This window comes from Streptomyces sp. NPDC002698 (assembly GCF_042888945.1).
Classification (GTDB): Bacteria; Actinomycetota; Actinomycetes; order Streptomycetales; family Streptomycetaceae; genus Streptomyces.
This window is the reverse complement of record NZ_JBIAQM010000001.1, coordinates 525214-548674: the sequence shown is the minus strand read 5'-3', so window position 1 is coordinate 548674 and position 23461 is coordinate 525214. Positions and strand designations below refer to the sequence as shown.

The 23461-nt window shown below is 71.9% G+C and carries 18 protein-coding genes; 10 read left to right on the top strand and 8 right to left on the bottom strand.

Features of this window, described 5'->3' with window-relative positions; genetic code table 11:
• The 3 genes from ACFYW9_RS02415 to glgB all read left to right on the top strand — a co-directional run.
• Window positions 1–324, top strand: a 324-nt coding sequence (locus ACFYW9_RS02415; RefSeq protein WP_389143526.1) for an alpha-glucosidase C-terminal domain-containing protein, incomplete at its 5' end; no start/stop codon positions are given.
• 1003 nt (window positions 325–1327) lie between these two features.
• Complete coding sequence (locus ACFYW9_RS02410; RefSeq protein ID WP_389143523.1) at window positions 1328–2734, top strand: maltokinase; 1407 nt, start codon at window positions 1328–1330, stop codon at window positions 2732–2734.
• Between the two features lie 47 nt (window positions 2735–2781).
• Window positions 2782–5220, top strand: coding sequence for a 1,4-alpha-glucan branching enzyme (gene glgB / locus ACFYW9_RS02405; RefSeq protein WP_389143520.1), 2439 nt, complete (start codon window positions 2782–2784; stop codon window positions 5218–5220).
• 57 nt (window positions 5221–5277) lie between these two features.
• Here glgB and ACFYW9_RS02400 read toward each other — a convergent pair whose 3' ends face one another.
• The 4 genes from ACFYW9_RS02400 to ACFYW9_RS02385 form a co-directional block, all read right to left on the bottom strand.
• Window positions 5278–7605 (bottom strand): HelD family protein, encoded by a 2328-nt coding sequence (locus tag ACFYW9_RS02400; protein WP_389143608.1) that lies wholly within the window; start codon window positions 7603–7605, stop codon window positions 5278–5280.
• 131 nt (window positions 7606–7736) lie between these two features.
• A complete protein-coding gene (locus ACFYW9_RS02395) occupies window positions 7737–8069 on the bottom strand; it encodes a thioredoxin domain-containing protein (RefSeq protein ID WP_328671486.1) in 333 nt (110 codons plus the stop codon).
• The gene (locus tag ACFYW9_RS02390) at window positions 8066–8494 is read right to left on the bottom strand and encodes a MerR family transcriptional regulator (RefSeq protein WP_351859584.1); all 429 of its coding nucleotides are present in this window, start codon (window positions 8492–8494) and stop codon (window positions 8066–8068) included. Before ACFYW9_RS02390 ends, ACFYW9_RS02395 begins: the two co-directional genes overlap by 4 nt.
• Window positions 8495–8560: 66 nt before the next feature.
• Window positions 8561–9082, bottom strand: coding sequence for an Lrp/AsnC family transcriptional regulator (locus tag ACFYW9_RS02385; RefSeq protein WP_389143515.1), 522 nt, complete (start codon window positions 9080–9082; stop codon window positions 8561–8563).
• 148 nt (window positions 9083–9230) lie between these two features.
• Between ACFYW9_RS02385 and ACFYW9_RS02380 the strand changes: the two genes are divergently transcribed.
• On the top strand, window positions 9231–10133 hold the full coding sequence (locus ACFYW9_RS02380; RefSeq protein WP_389143512.1) for an NAD-dependent epimerase/dehydratase family protein: 903 nt from the start codon (window positions 9231–9233) through the stop codon (window positions 10131–10133).
• A gap of 1 nt (window position 10134) precedes the next feature.
• Window positions 10135–11034, top strand: a complete 900-nt coding sequence (locus ACFYW9_RS02375; protein ID WP_389143509.1) for an aldo/keto reductase — start codon at window positions 10135–10137, stop codon at window positions 11032–11034.
• A 90-nt stretch (window positions 11035–11124) separates the two neighbouring features.
• On the opposite strand, the gene ACFYW9_RS02370 is transcribed toward ACFYW9_RS02375, so the two are convergent.
• Both ACFYW9_RS02370 and ACFYW9_RS02365 read right to left on the bottom strand, forming a co-directional pair.
• The gene (locus ACFYW9_RS02370; RefSeq protein ID WP_389143506.1) at window positions 11125–11889 is read right to left on the bottom strand and encodes a DUF2127 domain-containing protein; all 765 of its coding nucleotides are present in this window, start codon (window positions 11887–11889) and stop codon (window positions 11125–11127) included.
• Between the two features lie 69 nt (window positions 11890–11958).
• On the bottom strand, window positions 11959–13845 hold the full coding sequence (locus ACFYW9_RS02365) for an MFS transporter (protein WP_389143503.1): 1887 nt from the start codon (window positions 13843–13845) through the stop codon (window positions 11959–11961).
• Between the two features lie 178 nt (window positions 13846–14023).
• On the opposite strand from ACFYW9_RS02365, the gene ACFYW9_RS02360 reads away from it, so the two are divergent.
• A complete protein-coding gene (locus tag ACFYW9_RS02360; RefSeq protein ID WP_326790790.1) occupies window positions 14024–14641 on the top strand; it encodes a TetR/AcrR family transcriptional regulator in 618 nt (205 codons plus the stop codon).
• Between the two features lie 105 nt (window positions 14642–14746).
• On the opposite strand, the gene ACFYW9_RS02355 is transcribed toward ACFYW9_RS02360, so the two are convergent.
• Window positions 14747–16135, bottom strand: a complete 1389-nt coding sequence (locus tag ACFYW9_RS02355) for a cation:dicarboxylate symporter family transporter (protein ID WP_389143500.1) — start codon at window positions 16133–16135, stop codon at window positions 14747–14749.
• Between the two features lie 303 nt (window positions 16136–16438).
• Between ACFYW9_RS02355 and ACFYW9_RS02350 the strand changes: the two genes are divergently transcribed.
• From ACFYW9_RS02350 to ACFYW9_RS02340, 3 genes are all read left to right on the top strand, one after another.
• On the top strand, window positions 16439–18313 hold the full coding sequence (locus tag ACFYW9_RS02350) for an ATP-binding protein (RefSeq protein ID WP_389143497.1): 1875 nt from the start codon (window positions 16439–16441) through the stop codon (window positions 18311–18313).
• On the top strand, window positions 18310–18987 hold the full coding sequence (locus tag ACFYW9_RS02345; RefSeq protein ID WP_389143494.1) for a response regulator: 678 nt from the start codon (window positions 18310–18312) through the stop codon (window positions 18985–18987). Before ACFYW9_RS02350 ends, ACFYW9_RS02345 begins: the two co-directional genes overlap by 4 nt.
• A 208-nt stretch (window positions 18988–19195) precedes the next feature.
• Window positions 19196–19909 carry a helix-turn-helix domain-containing protein gene (locus tag ACFYW9_RS02340; protein ID WP_389143603.1) on the top strand — a complete coding sequence of 238 codons (714 nt, stop codon included), beginning with the start codon at window positions 19196–19198 and terminating at the stop codon, window positions 19907–19909.
• Between the two features lie 152 nt (window positions 19910–20061).
• On the opposite strand, the gene ACFYW9_RS02335 is transcribed toward ACFYW9_RS02340, so the two are convergent.
• Complete coding sequence (locus ACFYW9_RS02335) at window positions 20062–21087, bottom strand: ATP-dependent 6-phosphofructokinase (protein WP_389143491.1); 1026 nt, start codon at window positions 21085–21087, stop codon at window positions 20062–20064.
• 251 nt (window positions 21088–21338) lie between these two features.
• Between ACFYW9_RS02335 and pta the strand changes: the two genes are divergently transcribed.
• Complete coding sequence (gene pta, locus ACFYW9_RS02330) at window positions 21339–23429, top strand: phosphate acetyltransferase (RefSeq protein WP_389143488.1); 2091 nt, start codon at window positions 21339–21341, stop codon at window positions 23427–23429.
• The last annotated feature ends 32 nt before the right edge of the window (window positions 23430–23461 follow it).

The window sequence follows — 23461 nt, the reverse complement described above, 5'->3', positions numbered from 1 at the left end:
CGCATGATCGAGATCCGCAAACAGAACAAGGCCTTCGGACTCGGCTCCTACACCGAACTCCCCTCCTCCAACCCCGCCGTCCTCGCCTTCCTGCGCGAAGCGCCCTCGGCCGAGGGCGAGGAGGACGACGACCTGGTGCTGTGCGTGCACAACTTCTCGCGCTTCGCCCAGCCCACCGAGCTCGACCTGCGCGAGTTCAACGGCAGGCACCCGGTCGAGCTGATCGGCGGCGTCCGCTTCCCCGCCATCGGCGAGCTGCCCTACCTGCTCACCCTCGCCGGTCACGGCTTCTACTGGTTCCGACTCCGGAAGGAAGCCGCCTAGCGGGTTTCGGCAAGCCGTCCAGAACGCTGTCCGGAGCCCGACCGGGTTCCGGACAGCGACGGTTCAGTACCCATCAGATCCAGACACATCCCCCGGGAAGCCCCGATAGCACCCGTCTCACCATCTTCAAACCATCCTGGCATTACGTTTCGATAACGCGACCTCCACACTTCGTCCACACACTTCCCACCATGCACACACACCCCTAATCTGATCTTGGCCACCTCGACGGAGGCCACTCCCTGGGGGGGAGTTCACGGCATGCGCGTAACGCGGGAGTGGATGAGAGTGTCCAGGTCAGGCACCGTTCTATAGCGGCTCCCCTGCTCGGCGAACCGGCGCCCCGCATCAGCGGGTGACCTCACGGTCGACCGGCCGCCGACCCGGCGTTGTGCGCGTCCCGTGAAGACCGCGACGACGGAACGGCTCGGGAACCCGCTCCGCATCCCGGGTAAAGGGCCCGTCCTGTCGCCGCCACGTTTCCGACCCGCACTCGGACACGGAATCCCGCGGCCTCCGCGGCTCCTCCCCATGACCGGCGCGGGGGATTCGCACGCCCCCGAGCGAAATTCCCCCGCGCCACCCCCCGGTGGCTCGCCGGCCGCGAATTCCGTAAAGCCCGTATGCCCGAACTTCTCCGCAGAAGAGAACAGCGGGAACGAGGAGCACAGCCCCTCGGACCCCGGTTTCCGCCAGTCCCACCCCGACGCCCACGGCCCGCAGAAGCCGCCGAACTGACGACCGGCGCACTGAACGCCGGCGACGGGTTCACGGCGCAGAACACCGGTGGTGTCGGTCCCACGCGGCACGCGCGGCCGGGAGTGAACACCACAAGGGTGTCCAGGTCTGGTATCACACACCGGAATTGGACACCCTTGTGCCATGTCCGCAGGAAATCTCCAGGACCCGGCCGACTGAAAAGGCCCCCGGGCGGGGCGGTTTCCACGGCCGCGCCCGGGGCACGCATACGTAACACCCCGCCCCCGGGGAAAGGACGCGACCCATGTCGGAAGCCGTCACACGCACCGCACCCACAGGTCCCGGCCTTCTGGCGTCCCTCGATCCACTGCTGCGCACCTGGCTGCCGCGGCAGCGCTGGTTCGCCGGCAAGGGACGGCCCGTCACCGGCCTCTCGCTGGTCACCGCCACCGAGTTGCTCCCGGCGAACGGCCCGCTCGGCCTCCACCACCTGCTGGTGCGCACCCATCAGCCGCCCGTGCCGGGTGTGCCGGCCGCCCCCGGCGACTGCTACCAGTTACTGATAGGCGTACGCGAGGCACTGCCGCCCCGGCTGGCGCCGGCGCTGATCGGACACCTGACCGAGGGACCGCTCTCCGGACGCACCGTGTACGAGGCCCTCTACGACCCCCAGCCCGCCGATGTGCTCCTGGAAGCCCTGCGCTCCCGGGCCCGCATCGGCGGACTGCGTTTCGAGCGGGACACCGGGCAGGAGATACGGCCCGGTCTCGTACCGCGGATGATGACCGCCGAGCAGTCCAACTCGTCCGTGGTCTACGGGGACACGTTCATCCTCAAGCTGCTGCGCCGGGTCGTTCCCGGGATCAACCCCGACCTCGAACTGCCGCTGGCCCTGGCCCGCGAGGGCTGCGCCCGGGTTCCGGCCCCCACCGCCTGGCTGCGGGCCGAGCTGTCCGGGCAGTCGTACGTCCTGGGCGTGCTCCAGCCGTTCGTGCAGGGCGCCTCGGACGGCTGGGAGCTGGCGCTGCGCGAGCTCGCCAAGGGCGAGGACTTCGTCGCCGAGGCGCGGGCGCTGGGGCGCGCCACCGCCGAGGTGCACACGGCACTGGCCCGCGCGCTGCCCGTGGTGTCCCTGGGCCACGCCCAGGTGAGGCCGCTGGCCGACGCGATGGCCGAGCGGCTGGACGCCGCCGCGCAGGCGGTGCCCGTGTTACGGCCCCACGCGCCCGGTCTGCGGACCGCGTTCGAGGCGCTGGGGGATCTGGCCGCCGAGGGCCACACGTGGACGGCCCAGCGCATCCACGGCGATCTGCATCTCGGCCAGTGTCTGCGCTCCCCGGACGGGGAGTGGTCGCTCATCGACTTCGAGGGCGAACCGTCGAAACCGCTCGCCGAGCGCCGTATGCCCCAGCCCCCGGCACGCGACATCGCGGGCATGCTCCGCTCCTTCGACTACGCGGCCCACTCCGTGCCCCAGACGTCCGGTGCCGCGGGGACACCACAGGAGTCCGGCTGGGCCGACACCTGCCGGGCCGCCTACTGCACCGGATACGCCGAGGTCAGCGGCCTCGACCCGCGCACGGATCCCGTACTGCTGCGTGCCTTCGAGACGGACAAGGCCGTGTACGAGGTCGTGTACGAGGCCCGGCACCGCCCGGACTGGCTGCCGGTTCCGCTGGCGGCGGTACGGCGGCTGGCCTCGTCTCCCTGAACCCCCTGTGCCCCGCCCCAGCTCATCCGCCCGAGGAGGCCCTGCCCGTGACGCCCCGCCCCCGGCCCGACGACACTCCGAAGAAGACCAGCGCGAAGAGGACCGGCGCGAAGAAACCGGCGCCCGAGGACAAGAAGCCCGCCGGGCCGCCGACGGCCAGGAGGACGGCGGACGAGACGCCTGCCGACGAGAGGGCGACGGACGAAAAGGCGGCGGACGAAAGGGCGGTCGGGGTCCGGGACCCGGCAGGTCCCGTCCCGGCCGGGAGCGGTGGCCCCGCGGGCGCGACGCGTCCCGCCGGAGTCGGAGTCGGCCCGGCGGACCGTCAGCGGCTGCTCGACGGCACGCACCACGACCCGCACGGAGTGCTGGGCGCCCATCCGGTGCCCGACGGCGTCGCGTTCCGGGTCTTTCGCCCGTACGCGCTCGGGGTCACCGTCGTCACGGACGAACTGCGCGCGGAACTGCGTGACGACGGGGACGGCTTCTTCTCGGGACTGCTGCCGCTGCGCGCGGTCCCGGACGCGTACCGGCTGCTCGTGGCCTACGAGGGGACGGTGCTGGAGACCGAGGACGCGTACCGGTTCCTGCCCGCGCTCGGTGAGCTGGACCTGCACCTGATCGGCGAGGGCCGGCACGAGGAGCTGTGGCGGGCGCTCGGCGCCGAGCCGATGGAGCATCAGGGCGTCGCCGGAACGCGGTTCACCGTGTGGGCCCCGAACGCGCGTGGTGTGCGGCTGGCCGGCGGCTTCAACTTCTGGGACGGCACGGGACATCCGATGCGGTCGCTGGGCTCGTCCGGGGTGTGGGAGCTGTTCGTCCCGGGGATCGGCGAGGGCGAGCTGTACAAGTTCGACATCGCCCGCCCGGACGGCTCGCGCACCCTGCGCGCGGACCCGATGGCCCGCCGTACCGAGGCGCCGCCCGCCACGTCGTCGGTCGTCCACGCGTCCCACCACGAGTGGCACGACACGGAGTGGATGGCGAGGCGGGCCGACCGGCCGGTCCACGAGGCGCCGTTCTCGGTGTACGAGGTGCATCTGCCGTCCTGGCGACCGGGCCTGACCTACCGTCAACTGGCGGACCAGCTCCCCGCCTACGTCACGGACCTCGGCTTCACCCATGTCGAGCTGATGCCCGTCGCCGAGCATCCCTTCGGCGGCTCCTGGGGCTACCAGGTCACCGGGTTCTACGCGCCCACCGCGCGCCTGGGCACCCCCGACGACTTCAAGTACCTCGTCGACGCCCTGCACCGTTCTGGGGTCGGCGTCCTCATGGACTGGGTACCCGCGCACTTCCCCCGCGACGAGTGGGCCCTCGCCGAGTTCGACGGCCGCCCGCTCTACGAGCACGCCGACCCGCTCCGGGCGGACCACCCCGACTGGGGCACCCTGGAGTTCGACTACGGCCGTCGTGAGGTCCGCAACTTCCTCGTCGCCAACGCCACCTACTGGTGCGAGGAGTTCCACATCGACGGCCTGCGCGTCGACGCCGTCGCCTCCATGCTCTACCTCGACTACTCCCGCGAACCCGGCCAGTGGGTCCCCAACGAGCACGGCGGCCGCGAGAACCTGGACGCGGTGGCCTTCCTCCAGGAGATGAACGCCACCGTCTACCGCCGCAACCCCGGCGTGGTCACCGTCGCCGAGGAGTCCACCGCCTGGGACGGCGTCACCCGGGCCACCCACCACACCGGCCCCGGAGGCTTCGGCGGGCTGGGGTTCGGACTGAAGTGGAACATGGGGTGGATGCACGACTCGCTGGACTACGTGTCCCACGACCCGGTGCACCGCAAGTACCACCACGACGAGATGACCTTCTCGATGGTGTACGCCTACAGCGAGAACTACGTCCTGCCGATCTCCCACGACGAGGTCGTGCACGGCAAACGCTCGCTCGTCTCCAAGATGCCCGGCGACTGGTGGCAGCAGCGCGCCAACCTCCGCGCCTACCTCGCCTTCATGTGGGCCCACCCCGGCAAGCAACTCCTCTTCATGGGACAGGAGTTCGCCCAGGGCGCCGAGTGGTCCGAGGCGCACGGCCCCGACTGGTGGCTGCTGGACCCCGCCTACGGCGCCGAACCGGACCACCGTGGTGTGCGGGACCTCGTCCGCGACCTCAACGCCCGCTACCGCGGCGAACCCGCGCTGTGGGAACGCGACACCGACCCGTCCGGCTTCGCCTGGGTCACCGGTGACTCCGCCGACGACAACGTCTTCGCCTTCCTGCGTCACGCCGCCGACGGCACCCCCCTGCTCGCCGTCTCCCACTTCTCCCCCGCCGTCCGCCACGGCTACCGCCTCGGCGTCCCCGAGGACATCCCGGCCTGGCACGAGATCCTCAACACCGACACCGCCCGCTACGGCGGCGGCGGCATCACCAACCCCGACCCCGTCAAACCGGAATCCACGCCCTGGCACGGGCGCGCGGCCAGCATCCGGCTGACGCTGCCGCCCCTCGCGACGGTGTGGCTGCGGCCCGCGTAGCGGCGCTCCCGCGCGCCCGGTCCCCGGTGGCACTCCACCGGGGACCGGGCGGGAGCGTCACTCCAGGCCGGTGCCCCGCAGCGACGCGGGCAGTTCGCCGGTGTACAGCACGCCCAGCGTCTGGGTGGCCCGGGTCAGTGCCACGTACAGATCGCTCGTCCCGTACGACGCGGGTTCGACCACCAGGACGGAGTCGAACTCCAGCCCCTTGGCCTGCCGGGGGTCGAGAAGCACCACCGTGCGGGTGAGGTCGGGCTCCTGGCCCGCCGTCACCCCGTCCAGCCGGCCGGCGAGCGCGGGGTGCAGGGCCCGCGGCGCGATCACCGCGAGCCGGCCCTCGGCCGGGGTCAGCTCGGCGACGGCCTTGGCGACCGCGCCGGGCAGGTCGTCCCCGGCCTCGCGCGCCCAGGGCCGTACCCCGGTGGACCGGACGGAGCGCGGCGGCTCGAAACCGGGGCGTTCGGCCCGCACCACACCGGCGGCGACGTCCATGATCTCGGACGGGGTGCGGTAGTTGACGCCGAGCCGGGTGTGCTCCCAGCGGTCCTCCACGTACGGGGAGAGGATCTCCTCCCACGATCCGACCCCCGCCGCCTCCGCGGTCTGCGCGGGATCGCCGACGAGTGTCATCGACCGCGTGGGGCTGCGGCGCATCAGCAGCCGCCACGCCATCGGCGACAGTTCCTGCGCCTCGTCCACGATGATGTGGCCGAAGGCCCACGTCCGGTCGGCGGCGGCCCGCTCCGCGGCGCTGCGGTGGTCGTCCTCCTCGTGCCGCTGCGCCATCCGCTCGGCGTCGATGATGTTGTGCGCGGACAGGATCTCGGAGTCCTCCTCGTCCTTGTCCTCGAACTCGTAGGTCCGCGAGGCGTAGGAGACGTCCAGCACGCCCTGCGCGTAGGCGATCTGGGTACGGCGTTCCTGGTCGGCGAGCGCCCGTGCGACCCGGTCGTCCTCGCCGAGGAGTTCGGCCGCCTCGTCCAGCAGCGGGACGTCCGCGGGGGTCCAGTCGCCGGCCCGGGTCGAGGGGCGCAGGATCGCCGCCGCGTCCTCGTCGGGGACGTGGCCGTACGGGTCGGCCAGGAAGTCGGCGACCAGTCGCCGCGGGGTCAGTCTCGGCCACAACCGGTCGATGGCCGACCAGACTTCGGGGTTCTCGGCGAGTTCGTCGCGGATCTGGGTGATGTCGCTCGGGTCGAGGAGGTTGGAGCCGTCGAAGGGGTCCGTGCCGATGCGTTCGGCGAGCATGTCGGTGAGGGTGTTGAGGATGTGGCCCTCGAAGTGCTCGCGGGCCGCGTTGTGGGGCAGACCGGCCGCGCGGGTGCGGTCCCGGGCGACCTGGACGAGGCCCGCGTCGAGCATCAGGACGTCCCGGTCGTGCTCGACGGCGATCACGGGGTCGGGCAGGGCCTGCCGGTCCCGGACGACTCCGGCGAGGACGTCGGCCATCTCGGCGCGGCCCTTCACGGCGGCGGCCTCGGGGGTGTCGGCGGCGGTCGCGTGGACACCGGGGAAGAGTTCGCCGACGGTCGAGAGCAGCACGCCGGTCTCGCCGAGCGAGGGCAGCACCTCGCCGATGTAGCCGAGGAAGGCGGGGTTGGGACCGACGATCAGGACGGCCCGCTTGGCGAGCAGTTCGCGGTGTTCGTACAGCAGATACGCGGCGCGGTGCAGGGCCACGGCGGTCTTGCCGGTGCCGGGGCCGCCCTCGACGACCATGATGCCCCGGTGCGGCGCGCGGATGATCCGGTCCTGCTCGGCCTGGATGGTCTGCACGATGTCGCCCATCCGGCCGGTGCGGGCCGAGTTGAGCGCGGCGAGCAGCACGGCGTCACCGGTCGGGTCCTCGTGGCCGGTGCGTTCCCGGTCGCCGAGGTCGAGGATCTCGTCGTGCAGGTCGGTGACGTGCCGGCCCGCGGTGCCGATGTGCCGGCGGCGGCGCAGGCCCATCGGGGTGTGCCCGGTGGCCAGGTAGAAGGGGCGGGCGACCGGGGCCCGCCAGTCGACGAGGATCGGGGTGCGCTCGATGTCGTCGGCGCGGATGCCGATGCGGCCGATGTGATGGGTGACGCCGGCGGGGGGTGCGCCTTCTCCGGGGGACTCCACCGGGGCCAGGTCGATGCGGCCGAAGCAGAGCGAACCGTCCACGGCGTTCAGCGCGGCCAGCAGACCCGAGCGTTCGGCGACCAGGACGTCCCGTTCGAGCCGGGCCTGCATGGGTGTGTTGCCCTGGGCGAGCGCGTCCCCGACGGAGGCCTCGGTGGCACCGCGCAGGGCGTCGACACGCGCGTACAACCCGTCGATGAATTCCTGCTCACTTCGCAGTTCATCATCGGGGAATTCTGTGTGCGATCCCTTGTTTGACAATTCCGCTCCCGCCCGGATATACTGCGCCTACTGAACTTCTTCGCGACTTGATTCCTCGAAGTCGCGAATCATTGAATATACGCAGCGAAATCCCCCGGGCGCAATTGCCCAGGGGATTTTTTGTGTGCCGGGCCGTGTGCCGGGTGGCATCAGAGCACGTCGGCCAGCTCCTGGAGAAGCCGTCGCTTGGCCCGGGCGCCCACCATCGACTTCACGGGCTCACCGTCCCGGAAAACCATGAACGTCGGCATCGACAGCACGCCGTACGCCAGCGTCGTCTCCGGGTTGGTGTCGACATCGAGCTGGACCACCTTGAACCGGTCGCCCTCCTCGAAGGCCAGCTCGCTGAGCACCGGCCCCATCTGCCGGCACGGCGGACACCAGTCGGCCGTGAACTCCACCAGCACGGGCAGATCCGAGCCGATCACCTCCGCCCCGAAGTCCGCGTCCGTCACCTCGGCCACGCCTGCCGCCCTGATCATCGCGTCCGCCCTCCCAGTTCGCACACGGGTTCCGGACCGCCCGGAACCTCCGCGTCGGCCGCCAGCTCGTCACGGGCCCGCTCCGCCCGCGCGAGCTGCTCGCCGACCTGCGCGCGCACCGACCTCAGCTCGTCGATCAGCTCGTCGAGCTCGCCGAGCTTGCGCCGGTAGACGTCCAACGACGCCGGGCACGAGTCGCCCTCGGGGTGTCCGGCCCGCAGACACTCCACGAACGGCCGCGTCTCCTCCAGGTCGAACCCGAAGTCCTGAAGGGTCCTGATCTGCCGGAGCAGCCGCAGATCGTGCTCGTCGTACGTCCGGTACCCGTTCTCGCCCCGCCGCGCGGGCAGCAGCCCCCGCGACTCGTAGTAGCGCAGGGTCCGCGTGGTCGTCCCGGCCCGTGCGGCCAGCTCGCCGATTCGCATGACCCCGACGGTAGTCCTTGACGCCGACGTCAAGGCAAGCGTCCCCGGGGGCGGCCCCGGCGCGGGTCAGCGTGGGGCGCGCGGGAGCAGGGGTTTGCGGTCCACCGGGGACGACAGCACGATCGAGGTCGTCGTCCGCCCGAGCGCGGAGGTCTGTTCCAGGACGTCCTCCAGGTGGATCGTGTCCTCGACGGCGACCTTGAGGATCCAGCAGTCCTCGCCGACGACGTGGTGGGCCTCGGTGACCTCGGGACGGGCCAGCAGTTCCAGCGTCCGGGGATGCCTGAGGGTGTAGCCGCCGTGCGGATCGACGCGGATGAAGGCCTGGATGCCGTAGCCGAGGCGGGACGCCGACACCTGGGCGCCGTATCCGGTGATCGCCCCGGTCGCCTCCAGCCGGCGCACCCGCTCCGCGACCGCGGCCGGGCTCAGCCGGACGCGGCGGCCCAGCTCGCTGAGCTTGATGCGGCCCTCGCTCTGGAGCAGTTCCAGGATCTGCCGGTCGAGCGCGTCGAAGCCCACCGACGTTTCGCCGGAGACGACGCGCGGATGCCGTGTTTCCTTCGGTGCGACAGCCGGATCTCCCATGTCTCCCCCTTCGGGCCCGACCCCTGCGACGGGAGAATTATGACCACAGGCCGAAGCGCCGTGGACGCCCGGCGATCGGTGCGGGACGCGTGGAGCGGGACGCACGGGTGCATGGGGCACGGGTGCGCGGAGAAAAGGGGAGGGCGACGTGCGGGAGATCTGCGTCATCGGCGGAAACCGGTATTTCGGAAAACGTCTCATAGCCCGGCTGACGGCGGCGGGAGACCGGGTCACCGTCATCAACCGCGGGTCGTCCGCGCCGCCCGCCGGGACGGTGCATCTGGTCGCCGACCGCGACGACGAGAAGGCTCTGGAGGAGGCGCTGGGCTCTCGGGTCTTCGACGTCGTCGTCGACCAGGTCTGCTACACACCGCGGCAGGCGGAGATCGCCCGCCGGGTCTTCGCGGGGCGCACGCGCCGGTATGTGATGACGTCCACCGTCGAGGTGTACGAGTACGAGGACACGGCGGAGCCGGTCGCCGAGGACGCCGTGGACCCGCGTGGGGTCGCCGTCGATCTCGCCCTTCCCTGGGACGACAGGGAGTTCCTCGACGCCCACTACGGCGAGGGCAAGCGGCAGGCCGAGGCGGTTTTCGCGGCCGGTCCGGCCTTCCCGTACGTGGCCGTGCGCGTCGCCCATGTGCTGGGCGGGGACGACGACTTCACCGGGCGGCTGGAGCACTACGCCGACCGCATCCGCACCGGCGGGACGATCGTCGTGCCCTCCGTGAACCGTCCGGCAACCTACATCCACGTCGAGGAGATCGCCGACTTCCTGTTCTGGACGGTGGGCGAGGACTTCACCGGCCCGGTCAACGCCGCCTCCGACGGACCGCTGACCACCCGGGAGCTGTGCGAGGCGATCAGCGCGCGCCTCCCGGACGGCCGGACGGTGCTGGAGGCCGTCGAGGTGGGCGAGGTCTCCCCCTTCTCCTTCCGCCGTTCCTACGGCATGGACAACACACGGGCCGCCCGGCTCGGGTTCTCCTTCGGCGACGCGCGGGCCTGGCTGCCGCGCGCGGTGGCCGAGACGCTCGGAGAGGACGTCTGACATGCGCTACCGCACCCTGGGCGGACTCCGGGTGAGCGCCGTGGGGCTCGGCACGATGCCGCTGTCCGTCGAGGGGCGGCCGGACGAGGCGCGGGCCATGGCGACGGTGCACGCGGCCCTCGACGCGGGCGTCACGCTCCTCGACACGGCGGACTCGTATCACCTGCCCGGCGACGGACCCGGCCACAACGAACGGCTCGTGGCCCGTGCCCTGGCGACGTACGGCGGCGACCGGGCGGACGTCCTGGTGGCCACGAAGGGCGGGCGGGGCAGACCCGCCGACGGCTCCTGGACGGTGAACGGCTCCCCGCGTCATCTCAAAGCCGCGGCCGAGGCCTCCCTGAAGAGGCTGGGTCTGGAGGCGATCGGCCTCTACCAGCTCCACAAGCCCGACCCCGCCGTCCCCTTCGAGGACTCGGTGGGCGCCCTGCGCGACCTGCTCGACGCGGGCACGATCCGGCTGGCCGGCATCTCCAACACCACCGCGGGCCAGATCCGCCGGGCCCACGCGATCCTCGGCGACCGGCTGGTCTGCGTGCAGAACCAGTACTCCCCCGCGGTGCGCGACAGCGAGCCCGAACTGCGCCTCTGCGCCGAGCTGGGGCTCGCCTTCCTGCCCTGGAGCCCGCTGGGCGGTATCTCCCGCAGCTCCCTGGACGGCCCCGCCGGTCCCTCCGGCGACGGGACCGCCGACGGTTCGCGGGAGCGGTTCGGGGCCTTCCACGCGGTGGCCCGGGAGCACGGCGTGAGCCCTCAGCAGGTCTGTATCGCCTGGCTCTCGCGGCGGTCCCCCACGGTGATCCCGATCCCCGGCGCCAGTCGCCCGCGGACCGCCCGGGACTCCGCGGGGGCCGCGGACCTGGTCCTGAGCGCGGAGGACCTGGCCCGCCTCGGCCCATGAGCCCTAAAGGGCGGACGGGCGGACGGGCGGACACCCATGATCCCGGGGTCCGGGCCCCGGGGCATGGGGTCAGGGGTCATGGGGTCAGGGTCAGACCAGGACCCCGGCGGACTCCTCCACCTCCAGCAGCGACGCGCTCTGCCGCTCCGCCTCGAACGCCTTGTGTCCGCCGCGCAGGCCGAACAGCCTTTTGGTGAGGGCGATGTAGAGGACGGCGAGGATGTTCATGACGAGCGTCGCGATCTTCAGCCAGCTGACGTGCTCGGTGAGTTCGTAGATCTCCAGCGGGAGGAAGGCGGCGGTGGCGACGACCGTGAGGTACTCCGCCCAGCGCTTGGCGTACCAGAGCCCGAAGGCCTCGACGAGCTCGATCAGCGCGTACGCCAGCAGCAGGACCGCGACCAGCAGCAGCGTGGAGTGCTCGTAGCCGAAGGTCTTCTGGATGGTGCCGACGACGGGCGAGTGGTCGAGGTCGTAGTGGAAGTGCCGGAAGACCGGCCTGAGGACGTCGAGGTACTCGTCGAAGAGCCGGCGCACCGCGTCCTGGCTGTTGCTGAACTTCCACACGGCGGCCGCGACCAGCACGATGAACACCCCGCGCACGGCCCGCTCGATCGCCAGGAACCGCAGGACGAACAGGTCGCGGAGCACCTTGCCGCGCGGCACCAGCGGCGCCTCGTCCGCGGGGCCCGAGCCGTGCGGATCGCCGAGCGCGAAGTCGCCGCAGCGCAGGCAGCGCCAGGCCTCGCCGAGACCCGTCTCGGCGCGCAGCCGCTCCCGCAGCACGCGCTCGTCGGGCGCGTACGTCACGTGGCCGCGCCGCGCACAGGTACGCCGGTCCCAGTCGATCTTCATGCTCGGTGTCCTCCGCGGAAACGTGCCGTGCCGCGCCGGTCGGTCCGGCACGGCACGGTCATGCACGTCCTACGAGACGGCGGCCCGGGGGGTCACGGTTCCGTCCGGAGCACCACGCACCCCTTCGGCCCCACCGCCACCCGCCGAGTCCCCCTCTTTCCCGGCCTCGGCCTCGGCCTCGATATCGGCTTCAGGCTCGACCTCGGGCCTGGCTTCGACCTCGGGCCTGGCTTCGGCTTCGGCCTCGGGCTCGGGCTGAGCCTCTGCTTCGGCCTCGGGCTGGGCCTCTGCTTCGGTTGTGGCTGCGGCTGCGGGCCGGGCCTCGGCCTCGCCCTCCGTCCGGGCCTTGCGCGGGAGCAGTACCGCCACCAGCACCGTGCCCACGCCCAGGATCACCGCTCCGACGAGGCTGGTGTGCGCCACCGCGTCCGAGAAGGACGAGCTGACGGCGTCCGCCATCTGCCGGGCGCCGTCGGCGAGTTGCCCGGCCTGGGCCTTCAACTGGGCCGCCTGCTCCGCGTTCGCGGACTGCGCGGCCTGCTCGCCGAGCGCGCGGGCCTTGTCGCCGATGCCCTGGGCCACGGCGTACCCCGCGCCCACCGAGTCCTGCGCCGTGGTCAGGGCGCCCGCCGGGAGTTCGCTGCCCGCGGTCGCGTCGGCGAGGTGCGAGGAGTACGAACTCGCCAGCACCGAGCCGAGGATGGCGATGCCGAGCGAGCCGCCGAGTTCCAGCGAGGTGTCGTTGACCGCGCCGCCGACGCCCAGTTCGGCCTCCGGGAACGCGCCCATGATGGCGTCCGTGCAGGGCGAGAGCGCCAGCCCGATGGCGAGGCCGAGCATGACGAGGGGCAGCACGAGGTCGCCGTACGCCGAGGAGGCGTCCACCTGGGTGAGCAGGGCCAGCGCCACGGTGCCGCCGACCATGCCCGCGGTGACCGTGAACTTCATGCCGATGCGCGGAGTGAGGTATCCGGTGAGCGCCGAGCCCGCGAAGACGGCGCCGGCGAGCGGCAGCATCCGCACCCCGGTGTCCAGGGCGTCGTAGCCGAGGACGAACTGGAGGTGCTGGGTGAGGTAGTAGAAGGCGCCGAAGACGGCCAGGAAGAAGAGGGCGACGGCGAGGTTCGAGCCGGCGAAGCGACGGTTGGCGAAGCGCCGTACGTCGACGACCGGGCGCGGGTGGCGCAGCTCCCACAGCACGAAGAGGACGAGTCCGGCCCCCGCGACCACGGCGGCGGTCACGGCCTTGACGCCCCAACCGAAGTGCGGACCCTGGATGATCATGTAGACGAGCGAGCCGATCCAGACGACCGAGAGCAGCCCGCCGACGTAGTCGATGCGGTTGTGGTGCGCGGCCCTGGACGGCGGTACGAGGACGAGGGCGCCGACGATGGCGAGGGCGGCGACCGGCACGTTGATCAGGAACGTGGACGACCAGCCGTGGCGCTCCAGCAGGGCGCCGGCGACCAGCGGACCGGCCGCGATGGCGAGTCCGGCGGTGGCGGTCCACAGGACGATCGCCTTGGCCCGCTCGGCGCGCGGGAAGGTCGCGGCGAGCAGGGAGAGCGTGGCGGGCATGATCAGCGCGGCGCCGACGCCCATGACGGCACGGGCCGCGATGACCCCGGTGGAACTGCCGACGAGCGAACCGGCGATCGCGCCGCCGCCGAAGACGACGAGCCCGAGAACGAGCGCGCCACGGCGGCTGTACTTGTCCCCGATGGCGCCGAGCAGCAGCATCAGGGCGGCGTACGGGACGGTGTAGCCGTCGATGACCCATTGCAGGTCGGCGCTGGACAGCCCGAGGTCCTGGGTCATGTCGGGTGCCGCGACCGTGAGGGCGGTGTTCGCCATCACGATGATCAGCAGGCTCAGGCAGAGCACCAGCAGCGCCCACCACCGCCTGGCGTAGGGCCGGTCCATCCCCTCGACCGGTTCGTTCATGACGAGACGCATGGCTACGGTCGCCCTTCCTTCATCGACGGGCACGGAGATCGTCCGCGCCAGAACTTGCACAGTGGAGTGCAACTGCACAACGATGTGCAAGATACGAGATTGCACAGCGCTGTGCAAATGAAGGAGGTCGAGGCCCGTGATCACAGAACAAGCGGCCGCCCGGCGGCGGGCGGGCAGAATGGCAGCCATGACCACGGGTAACCCGAGCCGCGCCGATGTGAACCGTCGCCGCATCCTGGACGTCGCGCTCGCCGAACTGCTGCGTGACCCCGACGCGTCCATGGACCAGATCGCGCGGGCGGCGGGGGTCGTACGACGCACGGTCTACGGGCATTTCCCCAGCCGCGAGGCGCTGGTCGGCACCCTGACCGACGAGGCCGTGGCGGCGGTCGCGGCGGCGCACGCGGCGGGCCGCGAAGGGGTCGCGGACCCGGCCGAGTCGCTGGCCCGCTCGACCCTGGCCGTCTGGGAGATCGCCGACCGCTACCGGCTGCTGGTCGCCCTCGCCCAGCGCAGCGTCACCATGCAGGGGATCCGCGAACGTCTGACGCCGGTCCGCGAGGCCTGCGCGGAGATCCTCCGGCGCGGCCTGGAGCAGGGCGTGTTCGCCTCGCCGCTGCCTCCGTACGCGCTGGCGTACGTGCACGAGCAGACCCTGTTCGCCCTCATGGAGGCGGTGAACGACGGTCTCCTGGCAGCGGAGGAGGCGGGCGGCTCCGCCACGGTCACCATGCTGACCGCGGCGGGCGTACCCGCCTCGCGCGCCACCGAACTGGTGGCGAAGCTGAGCGGCTGAGTCCCCGGAGGCGTCAGGAACCTCCGGGGACCCGGCCGTCCTCAGCCGTGCACCGGACCGCCGGGCCCGTGGGGGATGCCCGGCCGTCCGGCGTTCTCGGGGCCCCTACGCCGCGGCCGGCTCCTTCTCTCCGCCCTGCTCCGGCACGTCCGCGTGGACGTCGGCGGAGGCGCCGGCGTCGTCCAGCAGGGTCTTCTCGTCGAAGGGAAGCTGTCCGGCGAGGACCCGGGACACCCGCTCCTTGTCGATCTCCTTCGTCCAGGTTCCGATCAGGACCGTGGCCACGGCGTTGCCGGCGAAGTTCGTCAGCGCGCGTGCCTCGCTCATGAAACGGTCGATGCCGACGATGAGGCCGACGCCGTCCACCAGGGCGGGCTTGTGCGACTGGAGGCCGCCGGCCAGCGTGGCGAGGCCCGCCCCGCTGACGCCGGCCGCGCCCTTGGACGCGACCAGCAGGAAGAGCAGGAGCGGGATCTGCTCCCCGATCGACATGGGCGTGCCCATCGCGTCGGCGATGTAGAGCGAGGCCATGGTCATGTAGATCATCGTGCCGTCGAGGTTGAAGGAGTAGCCGGTCGGGACGGTGATGCCGACGACCGGCTTGCCGACGCCCAGGTGCTCCATCTTCGCGATGAGCCGCGGCAGGGCGGACTCGGAGGAGGAGGTGGACAGGATCAGCAGGAACTCGCGGCCCAGGTACTTGAAGAACGTGAGGATGTTCAGGCCCGTCACCACCCGCAGCAGCGTGCCGAGCACGATGAAGACGAACAGGAAACAGGTGACGTAGAAGCCGAGCATCAGTACGGCGAGACTCTTGAGCGCGTCCAGGCCGGCGGAACCGGTGACGGCGGCGATCGCGCCGAAGGCACCGAGCGGGGCGGCCCACATGACCATGGCGAGGATCCGGAACACGAGCCGCTGGATGTGCTCCACCCCGCGCAGGACCGGCTGTCCGGCAGCTCCCATGGCCTGGAGGGCGAACCCGGTCAGGAGCGCGACGAGCAGGGTCTGCAGGACCTGGCCCTCGGTGAACGCCGAGACCATCGTGGTCGGGATGATCGAGAGCACGAAGTCGACCGGCGGCAGCGCCTCCGCCGACACCTGGCCCTGGCCGGCCTCCTTGACCGCGTCGGTCATCGCCAGGCCGCTGCCCGGCTCCAGGATGTTGCCGACGACCAGACCGATGGCCAGCGCGACCAGCGACATGACCAGGAAGTAGCCGAGCGCGATACCGCCGACGGCACCGACCTTGGCGGCCTTGCGGACCGAGCCGATGCCCAGCACGATCGTGCAGAAGATGATCGGGGAGATCATCATCTTGATGAGGTTCACGAAGCCCGTGCCGATGGGCTTGAGCTCGACGGCGAAGTCGGGGGCGATCAGGCCCACCGCGATCCCGAGGGCCACGGCGCCGATCACGGCGATGTACAGATAGTGCGTGCGGTCCCGCTCGGCGGCGGGTGCGGCAGGTGCCGTTTGCGGCGTGCTGGTCACGGCTGCCCTCCTTGACGACGTCATCGGCATCATCCGGCGTGCGGCTCACGTCCGGGGATCCGGAAGGCTTCGCTCCCGGGCTGAGGGGACTATCTCCCGGCGTGTGAGGGCGGTCACCCTTCCGTTCATTGAGTTCACGGACCCCACCGGAACCGCCCGGTCGAGTCGGTACGCCGAGCCCGTACGCCGAGCCCGTACGCCGAGCCCGTACGCCGCGTCGGTACGCCGAGCCCGCACACGAGTCGGTACGCCGAGTCCGTACGGCCCGAGGCGCACCCGGCCGGGCGAGGCACACTGAACGGCATGCGTCTTCCCCGTGTCCCGCGACCGCGCAGCCTGGCCGGCCAGCTCTTCGGCATGCAGGCCGTGCTCATCGCGGTCCTCGTCGCCGGATACGCGCTGTTCACCTACGTCAGCGACCGCAGCCAGGCCGAGGAGGCCGCGGGCCGCCAGGCGATGGCGGTCGCGCGCTCGGTCGCGGACTCCCCGTCCGTCCACGCCGCCATCGGCACGGCGAACCCCACCGCGGAGCTCCAGCCGTACTCCCTGCGCGTCCAGCGGGACACCGGCGTCGACTTCGTGACCATCATGGATCCGCGCGGCATCCGCTGGACGCACCCCGAGGAGGGGCTGATAGGCAAGCACTTCCTCGGGCACACCGCCCCGGCGCTCGCGGGCCGGTCCTTCACGGAGACGTACACGGGCAGCCTCGGCCCCTCCGTGCGCGCCGTCACCCCGGTCCGGGACGGCGGGCGGACCATCGGCCTGGTCAGCGCGGGCATCAAGGTCGAGGCGATCACCGAGCGCGTCCAGGACCAGGTGACGGCCCTGATCGGGGTCGCGGCGGGCGCGCTGCTGCTGGGCGCCGTCGGCACGTACGTCATCAACGCCCGGCTGCGGCGCTCCACCCACGGCATGAACGCGGCCGAGCTGAGCCGGATGCACGACTACCACCAGGCCGCGCTGCACGCCGTACGCGAGGGGCTGCTGATGCTGGACGGGCAGTTCCGGGTGGCGCTGATGAACGACGGCGGACGGGAGCTGCTCGGCGTCACGGACGACGTGGTCGGCCGTTCGGTGGCCGAACTCGGGCTGCCCGCGCCGCTGACGGGCGCGCTGCTGTCGGCGGAGCCCCGCGTGGACGAGGTCCACCTGACGGACACGCGGGTGCTGGTCGTGAACACCTCCCCGGTGTCCGGCGGCGAGCGCCGCGGCACGGTGGTCACCCTGCGCGACGTGACCGAACTCCAGTCGCTGACGGGAGAACTGGACTCGGAGCGCGGCTTCACCCAGGCGCTGCGCTCGCAGGCGCACGAGGCGGCGAACCGTCTGCACACGATGGTCTCCCTCATCGAACTGGGCCGCGCCGAGGAGGCCGTCGACTTCGCCACCGCCGAACTGGAGCTGGCGCAGGCGCTCACCGACGAGGTGGTCTCCGCGGTCAGCGAACCGGTCCTCGCCGCGCTGCTGCTGGGCAAGGCGGCACAGGCGAACGAGCGCGGAGTGGAGCTCGTGGTCTCCGAGGACAGCGGCATCGACGACGGACTGCTCCCGGCCTCGCTCACTTCGCGCGACCTGGTCACCGTGCTCGGCAACCTGATCGACAACGCGATGGACGCGGCGCAGGGGACGGCGGGCGCCCGCGTCACGGTGACGGCGTTCACCGAGGAGTCGGCACTGGTGCTGCGGGTCGCCGACACCGGCGCCGGGGTGGACCCCGCCCACGCCGAGCAGGTCTTCCGGCGCGGCTGGTCCACGAAACCGGCGGGCCCCGGCGGCCGTGGTCTCGGTCTGGCCCTGGCCCGCCAGACGGTGAGCCGGCACGCGGGCACGCTGAACGTGCGCGAAGGAGCGGACGGCGGAGCGGAGTTCGAGGTACGCCTGCCGCTCCCCACCACACCCGCCGACCCGACCCCGAACCAGTCCCAGCCCCAGCCCCAGCCCCAGGACGACACCCCGGCCCTCGGTTCCGTTCCGGCCCGGACCCCGGACGCAGGACCCACCGCGGACCGGCCCCAGGATCCCGGTCCCGCCCCGGCCCGGACCCCGGGCACCGGCCCCGGCCCGGACCGGGACCCCGACGCCGGTCCCGGCCCGGTCCCGCACGCGGGCCCCGCCCGGCGCGCGCGGTCCGAGGCGCTGCCGTCCGAGACCGTTCCGCCCGGAGGTGGCGCATGAGCGATCCGATCCGCGTGCTCGTCGTCGAGGACGATCCGGTGGCCGCCGACGCGCACGTCATGTACGTCGGCCGGGTGCCCGGCTTCACGGCGGTGGGCAAGGTCCACACAGGCGCGCAGGCGCGCCGCGCGCTGGACCGAACGCCCGTGGACCTGCTGCTGCTCGACCTGCACCTGCCGGACACGCACGGCCTTCGGCTCGCACGCTCGCTGCGCGCCGCCGGCCATCGCGCGGACGTCATCGCGGTGACCTCCGCGCGGGACCTGGCGGTCGTACGGGAGGGGGTGTCGCTCGGCGTCGTCCAGTACGTGCTGAAGCCGTTCACCTTCGCCACCCTGCGCGACCGGCTGATCCGGTACGCGGAGTTCCGCGCGGCGGCCGGCGAGGCGAGCGGCCAGGCCGAGGTGGACCGCGCGCTGGCCGTCCTGCGGGCTCCCGGTCCGGCCGCGCTGCCCAAGGGCCTGAGCGCGCCGACCCTGGAACGCGTGAGTGTCACCCTCAGGGACCACGCGGACGGCCTGACGGCGGCCAAGGCCGCCGAGGCCGTCGGCATCTCCCGGATCACGGCCCGGCGCTATCTGGAACACCTGGTGGAGGGGGGCCGGGCGGCACGCGCCCCGCAGTACGGGACGGTCGGACGGCCGGAACTCCAGTACCGCTGGATCAAGGGCTGACCGTCGGGCCGGGTCCCCGCGGACGGATCCGGCGCGGGCGGGCCGAAGACAGCCCGGCGGAGGGCCCGGTCGCCCTCGGCCGGCTTTCGAGTCCGAACGCCCCCCGACGGCACGGCGAATTCAGGGCCGCGGCCGAAACCGTATGTTCCTACAATCTGTGATTGTGGCCGAACAGACCGTAGTCACCGCTGCCCCCGGCCCATACCTTGTGCGCGTGCACCGACCGCAAGCCCAACAGCCCACCCCGCCCTTCAACGCCCCGGCCGCCCGAAGACTGCGTGCAGCACTCGGAATGGGGCCCGAGCACGTCGCGTACGGCCTGAGAGCCTCGTACGGGCTGCCGTACGCCACACCCGATCTGGTCATCGCCTGGGAGCGTGGCATCGCCGCGCCGAGCAGTCCCGAACTCACCGCTCTCGCGGGCGTGTTGTGGTGTTCCGCGAATGAACTCATAGGAGCGCCGCGCACGTTGCGCGAACACCGCGTCGCCCGTGATCTCGCCCCGGAGGACGTGGCACACGCCGTCGGGATCGAACTCCTCGCCTACGAAAGGATGGAGGAGTCCGGCACCTGGCGCGGAAACGAGCGGCAGTCGACCGCGCTGGCCAAGGCGCTCGACCTCTCGCTGCCCGACTTCATCACGGTGACGGGCCGCGACGGCCGGCTCGCCGACCTGCTGCGCGGCGCCGTGACGGCGCGGTGGCAGGCCTCTGTGCGCCCGGTCGCGAAGGTGGTGCCGCTGGAGCGCGACGTCCTGGAGGTCGTGCTCCAGGAGCTGCACACCGACTACCAGGGGCGGATGGCCGCCACACCGAACCGGGGCGGCGGTCCGGCCGCCACCGGCTCCGGCGAGTCCGGCCAGGACTTCCTCGACCGGATCGTCGACCATTTCTGGACAGCTGTCCGCGCCGGCGCGTACTGAGATCCCGGACCCATGAGGGACCACGGCCCGGGCGGGAGCCGCCGACGGGGCCGTGGTCCGACACCCGGCCGGGCGCCGGACCGACCTTCCGCATCCGGGTCCCCGGGCCTGGAAGTCCGGGTCCCGGAGCCCGGAAGTCCGCGTCCCGGGGCCTAGAAGACCGACTCCGCCTCGTCCATCCGGTCCTTCGGCACGGTCTTCAGCTCGGTGGTCGCGTCCGCGAGCGGCACCATCTCGATGTCCGTACCGCGCAGCGCGGTCATCTTGCCGAAGTCGCCGCGGTGCGCGGCCTCGACGGCGTGCCAGCCGAAGCGGGTGGCCAGGACGCGGTCGTACGCGGTCGGCGAGCCGCCGCGCTGGACGTGACCGAGGATGACCGGCTTGGCCTCCTTGCCGAGGCGGCGCTCCAGCTCGTACGCGAGGGCCGTGCCGATGCCCTGGAAGCGCTCGTGGCCGAACTGGTCGATCTCGCCGTGGCCGTAGTCCATGGTGCCCTCGGCGGGGTGGGCGCCCTCGGCGACGCAGATGACGGCGAACCGCTTGCCGCGCGCGAAGCGCTCCTCGACCATCGCGACCAGGTCGGCCGGGTCGAAGGCGCGCTCGGGCAGGCAGATGCCGTGGGCGCCGGCCGCCATGCCGGACTCCAGGGCGATCCAGCCCGCGTGCCGGCCCATGACCTCGACGACCATCACGCGCTGGTGGGACTCGGCCGTCGTCTTCAGACGGTCCATGGCCTCCGTGGCGACACCGACGGCGGTGTCGAAGCCGAAGGTGCGGTCCGTCGCGGAGATGTCGTTGTCGATGGTCTTCGGCACGCCGACCACCGGCAGACCCGCGTCCGACAGCATCCGGGCCGCCGTGAGCGTGCCCTCGCCGCCGATCGGGACGAGCGCGTCGATGCCGAACTCACGGGCCATGTCCTGGGCGTTGTCGCAGGCCTCGCGGAGCCGGTCGCGCTGCAGCCGGGAGGAGCCGAGGATGGTGCCGCCGCGGGCGAGGATGCCGCTGACGGCGTTGAGGTCGAGGGTGCGGTAGTGGCTGTCGAGGAGTCCGGCGTAGCCGTCCTCGAAGCCGATGACCTCGTCCCCGAAGTTGGTGACCGCTCGGTGCACGACCGACCGGATCACTGCGTTCAGGCCAGGGCAGTCGCCGCCTGCGGTGAGAACTCCGATGCGCATCGTGCTGTGTCTCCTGCTCCCTGCCGGTTCGTGTGAGCCGCTTCGATTGTTTCACGGCCCGGGGTGACCCGCCGATTCCGTCCGCCGCCGCCCGCGCGGCCCGGCGGCCGCCCCCCGGCTGACCGGCACGTTTCTCCTGGCGGGCGTCCTAGCCAGCGCCAGAGGTATTGTCAAGAGGGTTCTGCTCACGTTGGTGGGCCCTTTTTCCGAGCCCAGACACGGCCTGGCGACGAAACGGATGGAGAGCACGCGTGACGCGCAGCGTGTACGTGACCGGGATCGACCGAGGTGACGGCCGTCAGGTCGTCGAACTGGGGGTCATGGAACTGCTGACCCGCCAGGTCGACCGGGTGGGGGTGTTCCGTCCCCTCGTGCACGACGGTCCGGACCGGCTCTTCGAGCTGCTGCGGGCCCGCTACCGGCTCACGCAGGACCCGGCGACGGTGTACGGCATGGACTACCACGAGGCGTCCGCGCTCCAGGCCGAGCAGGGCACCGACGAGCTGGTGTCCACGCTCGTCGACCGGTTCCACCTGGTCGCCCGCGACTACGACGTCGTCCTCGTCCTCGGCACCGACTTCGCCGGCACCCAGGTGCCCGACGAGCTGGCGCTCAACGCCCGTCTGGCCAACGAGTTCGCCGCGTCCGTGATCCCGGTCGTCGGCGGCCGGGGCCAGAGCGCCGAGTCGGTGCGCGCCGAGACCCGCAACGCCTATCGCGCGTACGACGGGCTCGGGTGCGACGTCCTCGCCATGGTGGTGAACCGGGTGGCCCCCGAGGACCGCACGGCGATCGTGGAACGGCTCGACTCCCGGCTCCCGGTGCCCTGTTACGTCCTTCCGGACGAACCCGCGCTCTCCGCCCCCACGGTCGCGCAGATCACCCACGCGCTCGGCGGCACGGTGCTCCTCGGCGACGACGCGGGGCTCGCCCGTGACGCACTCGGCTTCATCTTCGGCGGAGCGATGCTGCCGAACTTCCTCAAGGCGCTGACCCCGGGATGCCTCGTGGTCACGCCGGGGGACCGGGCCGACCTGGTGATCGGCACGCTGGCCGCGCACAGCGCCGGCACCCCGCCCATAGCCGGCATCCTGCTCACCCTGGACGAGCGGCCCGGCAGCGAGATCCTCACGCTCGCGGCCCGCCTCGCACCCGGCACCCCGGTCGTCTCGGTGGCCGGCAACTCCTTCCCCACCGCGGAGGTGCTCTTCGCCATGGAGGGCAAGCTGAACGCGGCCACGCCCCGCAAGGCGGAGACCGCGCTCGGCCTGTTCGAGCGGCATGTGGACACCGCCGACCTGCTGAAGCGGGTCTCCGCGCCCAGCAGCGACCGGCTCACCCCGATGATGTTCGAGCACCAGCTCCTGGAGCAGGCCCGCTCCGACCGGCGTCGCGTCGTGCTGCCCGAGGGCACCGAGGAGCGCGTCCTGCACGCCACCGAGGTGCTGCTGCGCCGGGGTGTGTGCGATCTGACCCTGCTGGGCCCGGTCGACCAGATCCGCAAGAAGGCCGCCGACCTCGGCATCGACATCAGCGCCACCCAGATCATCGACCCGCAGACGTCACCGCTGCGGGACTCCTTCGCCGAGAAGTACGCCGAACTGCGCGCCCACAAGGGGGTCACGGTCGAGCTGGCCTACGACGTCGTCGCCGACGTGAACTACTTCGGCACGCTCATGGTGCAGGAAGGCCTCGCCGACGGGATGGTGTCGGGGGCCGTGCACTCGACGGCGGCGACGATCCGGCCCGCGTTCGAGATCATCAAGACCAGGCCGGAGTCGCGGATCGTCTCGTCCGTCTTCTTCATGTGCCTGGCCGACAAGGTCCTGGTCTACGGCGACTGCGCGGTGAACCCCGACCCGAACGCCGAGCAGCTCTGCGACATCGCCATCTCCTCGGCCGCCACCGCGCGGCAGTTCGGTGTCGAGCCGCGGATCGCGATGCTGTCGTACTCCACGGGCACCTCGGGTTCGGGCGCCGACGTCGACAAGGTGCGCGAGGCGACCGAGCTGGTGCGCGCGCGCCGGGGCGACCTGCGGATCGAGGGGCCGATCCAGTACGACGCCGCCGTCGAGCCGTCGGTCGCGGCGACCAAGCTGCCGGGCTCGAAGGTCGCCGGACAGGCGTCCGTGCTGATCTTCCCCGACCTCAACACCGGCAACAACACCTACAAGGCCGTGCAGCGTTCGGCCGGCGCGATCGCCGTCGGCCCGGTGCTCCAGGGTCTGCGCAAGCCCGTCAACGACCTGTCCCGCGGCGCGCTCGTCCAGGACATCGTCAACACGGTCGCCATCACGGCGATCCAGTCCCAGGCCCCCGACCAGAAGGCTGCCCGTCCGTGAGCGACCACCCGTCCCCCTCGGCCGCCGCGCCG